Source organism: Bradyrhizobium neotropicale (assembly GCF_001641695.1).
GTDB classification, from domain to species: domain Bacteria; phylum Pseudomonadota; class Alphaproteobacteria; order Rhizobiales; family Xanthobacteraceae; genus Bradyrhizobium; species Bradyrhizobium neotropicale.
This window is the reverse complement of record NZ_LSEF01000082.1, coordinates 1-4,158: the sequence shown is the minus strand read 5'-3', so window position 1 is coordinate 4,158 and position 4,158 is coordinate 1. Positions and strand designations below refer to the sequence as shown.

Here is a 4,158-nt window from a genome sequence, read left to right as displayed (position 1 = left end):
GTCGTCTCCGGCACCACGCTCGCAACACTCGATCCCACCGCGCTGGCGCAGACCGATCGCACGCTGATGGATTTCACCGGCGGGGTGTCCTCGCTGGTGCAGGGCCGCCTGAACGGCACTGGCGCAGCCGGCAGCAACATGATGGCGATGGCCTATGCGCCGGAGACGGCGCAAGCCGGTCCCTTTACCAAGGCACCACGTAGCCTCTGGACCGATCCGGCGCCGATCACGGTCTGGGCCAACAGCTTTGGCGGCCAGCGTATCCAGGACGAGACCGCCGCGACCCTGCGCGCGACTTCCACGGCCTGGGCCGGGGCGATCGGCATCGACCGCAAGGTGCAGCCGAACTGGCTGGTCGGCGCCTTCCTCGGCGGCGGGCAGGGCGGCCTCTCGGTCGATCTCAACTCGCAATCGGTCGACACCAACTACGTGTTTGCCGGGGCCTATGGTCGCTTCGAATGGGTCTCGCAGTTCTTCGACTTCACGATCCAGGGCGGCAACGCCGACAACAAGTCGCGCCGCCTGGTGCTCAACAACGCCGCGGTGGGCGGCATGGAGACCGCGACCGCCAACTACAGTGGCTGGTACGTCAGCCCGGAGATCGCCTATGGCTACAAGCTCGAAATCGGCAACGGCTATCTGCTCACGCCGACCGCGCGGCTGCGCTACGTCGCGGGCCGGTTCGACGGCTACAGCGAGACCGGCTCGGCGCAGGGGCTCTCGGTCGGCGGCCGCACGCTGCAGGACTTTGAAGAGCGCGGCGAGGTCGATCTCTCGCGGGTGACGAGCCTTGGCGGCGGCGAGCTCAAGGCCAACATCCATGGGGGCGTGATCGCGCTCCAGCGCGTCGGCGACACCACCATCAACGCGGTGCTGATTGGGCAGAACCTGGCCTTCGTGACGCCGGGCAGCCGCAGCGCCGTCGGTGCGGTGGCCGGCTTCGGCTTCGACTACCGCACCAGCCGGAACGTGTCGGTGTTCGGAGCGGTCGAGGGCATGATGATGTCCGACCAGAGCCGGACCGGCACCGCCAAGGGCGGGGTACGCGTCGCGTTCTGAGCCGCGGGACGGCGCTGCAGATTTGCAACAGCGCCGAGCAGAAGCCCGTCGGTTCGTTTCGAGCATGAACACCGTCGCTCCCGTCCAAGCTGTAAAACAAAGCGAGCTCTAGTTTCAAGCGACATGGACGGTCGAGTCGGCAGTGTCTCGCCGGTCGTCAACTGAGGACGTCGTCGCGTGCGGACGAACGGCAACCCGCCGCCGCGCGCCGACGGAGAAGTGGGGAATGGAAATGAAACGAAGGCTTCTCTCGACGGTCAGCCGCCGTCTGCTGCGGATCCAAGCGCCCGCGCTCCTGCTGGCGCCGTGGATCATGGCCGAGCCCGCGGAAGCCGCATGCACGCCGCCATCGCCGGTCAATGGCACCGTCGTCACCTGCACCGGTGCGACCGACAATGCCAATGGCACGATTGGCTACGGATCGGCGACAGACATCGGAAACACCATCAACGTGGTGTCCGGCGCGAGGGTGTCGGGTTCGAGTTCGGGCATCACGCTCATGCAGGGCAAGGTCAACAGCAGCGGGCAGATCATCGGTGGTGACGTGACGGCGAACGGCGCCACAGGCATCTTCGCGCAGGGAGATTTGAACCTCAAGCTGGAGGGAAATATAGCCTCAACCGGAATTCTCGCGGTTGGCACCAACGCCGTCGGCGTAAGCAGTGGCGGCACGATGAATGTGGAGAATGCAGGAAGCATCACCGCGACCGGAACGAACGGCTTTGCGATCTTCTCCGGTGAGACGGGCAAGGTGCAGCTGGACAATGCGGGCCAAATTTCAGCGGCGGTCATGGCCGTTACTGCGGGCACGGTTGTCGTGTCCTCCAACTCCGGTACCATTTCGGGAGGGACCCAGGGCATCCGGGGCTCCACCGTTACTGTGGTCAATGGGAGCAGCGGCAGTATCCTGGCGCGCGACCCCGGCGGCTTCGCCATTCAAACCCTCTCGGACGCCACGGTGTCCGACGCCGGAACGATCCAGGCGTCGGCCCTTGGCGGCGTCGCGATTGTCGGCGGCACGATCAATGTGACGGCCAACTCCGGCAAGATTCTGGGGGAGGCGAAGGCGATTGCGGCCGATGACGGCGTCACCGTGAACAATCTAAGCGCAGGTGTCATTTCACAGACTTCGACAACGGGTAGTGCCATCTTCTCTCTGACCGCGGTGACGGTGGCGAACGCCGGTACGATCGCGGGGCACGCGGCTGCGATATCCGCCGATACTGTGTCTCTGACAAATCTCCGTGGTGGCAGTATCAGCGGCGCCGGCGCCGGCGTTCTCGCCAGAGCATCGGTCACCGTTGACAACGCCGGATCGATCTCGGGCGGTGGAAGCGCTATCATATCGCAACGTGGCGACGTGACGTTGACCAACGCCGTGACCGGCGTAATTACGTCGACGGGTCACACGGTCCTCGCGGACGGAGGAGGCCAAATCGGGACGGGCAACGTCATCGTCACAAACGCCGGTACGATCCGCTCCTCGGCGGCCTCGGCCGGGACGGCCATAAACGCTAACAATCTTGCGACCGTGATCAATTCCGGCACGATCGACGGCGGCGAGTTCGGGCAGGGGATCGTCGGCGAGAACGTCAAGCTGACGAATGTCAGCGGAGAAACCATCAGTGGCGCCAGCGCGCTCAGCGCGAGCACTTCTGTGATCGTGGATAATGCCGGGGTCATCTCCGGCACAAATCTCTTTGGCGTCGCCGCCAACAAGGACGTCACCATTCGCAACAGCGGCAGCATATCGGGAGCCGGAACCGGAATATTCGCCGGCACGGCCACCATCACCAACTCCGGCAGCATCACGGGCCGTCTTGGCATCCAGGCGAATGACGCTGCCACGATCACGAACTCCGGCACGATCACCGGCACTGGTAGATTTGCGATTCAGCTATCGAACAAGGCCGACACTCTGACGCTCTTGCCGGGCTCGAAGATCAACGGCGTGGTCGATTTCGGCTTCGGTGCCGACGTGGTCAACATTAATCTCTCGCCGATCAGCAGCAGGGTGTCGTCGCTGACGACGATCAATCTGCCGACCTTCGTCAACTTCGAAGGTGTCATCAACACAAACGTTTCGAACGGCGGCTTCAACGGCCCGTCAGTCGTCTCCGGCACCACGCTCGCAACACTCGATCCCACCGCGCTGGCGCAGACCGATCGCACGCTGATGGATTTCACCGGCGGGGTGTCCTCGCTGGTGCAGGGCCGCCTGAACGGCACTGGCGCAGCCGGCAGCAACATGATGGCGATGGCCTATGCGCCGGAGACGGCGCAAGCCGGTCCCTTTACCAAGGCACCACGTAGCCTCTGGACCGATCCGGCGCCGATCACGGTCTGGGCCAACAGCTTTGGCGGCCAGCGTATCCAGGACGAGACCGCCGCGACCCTGCGCGCGACTTCCACGGCCTGGGCCGGGGCGATCGGCATCGACCGCAAGGTGCAGCCGAACTGGCTGGTCGGCGCCTTCCTCGGCGGCGGGCAGGGCGGCCTCTCGGTCGATCTCAACTCGCAATCGGTCGACACCAACTACGTGTTTGCCGGGGCCTATGGTCGCTTCGAATGGGTCTCGCAGTTCTTCGACTTCACGATCCAGGGCGGCAACGCCGACAACAAGTCGCGCCGCCTGGTGCTCAACAACGCCGCGGTGGGCGGCATGGAGACCGCGACCGCCAACTACAGTGGCTGGTACGTCAGCCCGGAGATCGCCTATGGCTACAAGCTCGAAATCGGCAACGGCTATCTGCTCACGCCGACCGCGCGGCTGCGCTACGTCGCGGGCCGGTTCGACGGCTACAGCGAGACCGGCTCGGCGCAGGGGCTCTCGGTCGGCGGCCGCACGCTGCAGGACTTTGAAGAGCGCGGCGAGGTCGATCTCTCGCGGGTGACGAGCCTTGGCGGCGGCGAGCTCAAGGCCAACATCCATGGGGGCGTGATCGCGCTCCAGCGCGTCGGCGACACCACCATCAACGCGGTGCTGATTGGGCAGAACCTGGCCTTCGTGACGCCGGGCAGCCGCAGCGCCGTCGGTGCGGTGGCCGGCTTCGGCTTCGACTACCGCACCAGCCGGAACGTGTCGGTGTTCGGAGCGGT

The 4,158-nt window shown here is 65.2% G+C and carries 2 protein-coding genes; both read left to right on the top strand.

Features of this window, described 5'->3' with window-relative positions; all coding sequences use genetic code 11:
- Positions 1-1,059, top strand: a 1,059-nt coding sequence (locus tag AXW67_RS26420) for an autotransporter outer membrane beta-barrel domain-containing protein (protein WP_145927880.1), incomplete at its 5' end; no start/stop codon positions are given.
- Between the two features lie 232 nt (positions 1,060-1,291).
- On the top strand, positions 1,292-4,158 hold a 2,867-nt coding region (locus AXW67_RS26415), incomplete at its 3' end, for an autotransporter outer membrane beta-barrel domain-containing protein (protein ID WP_063680274.1).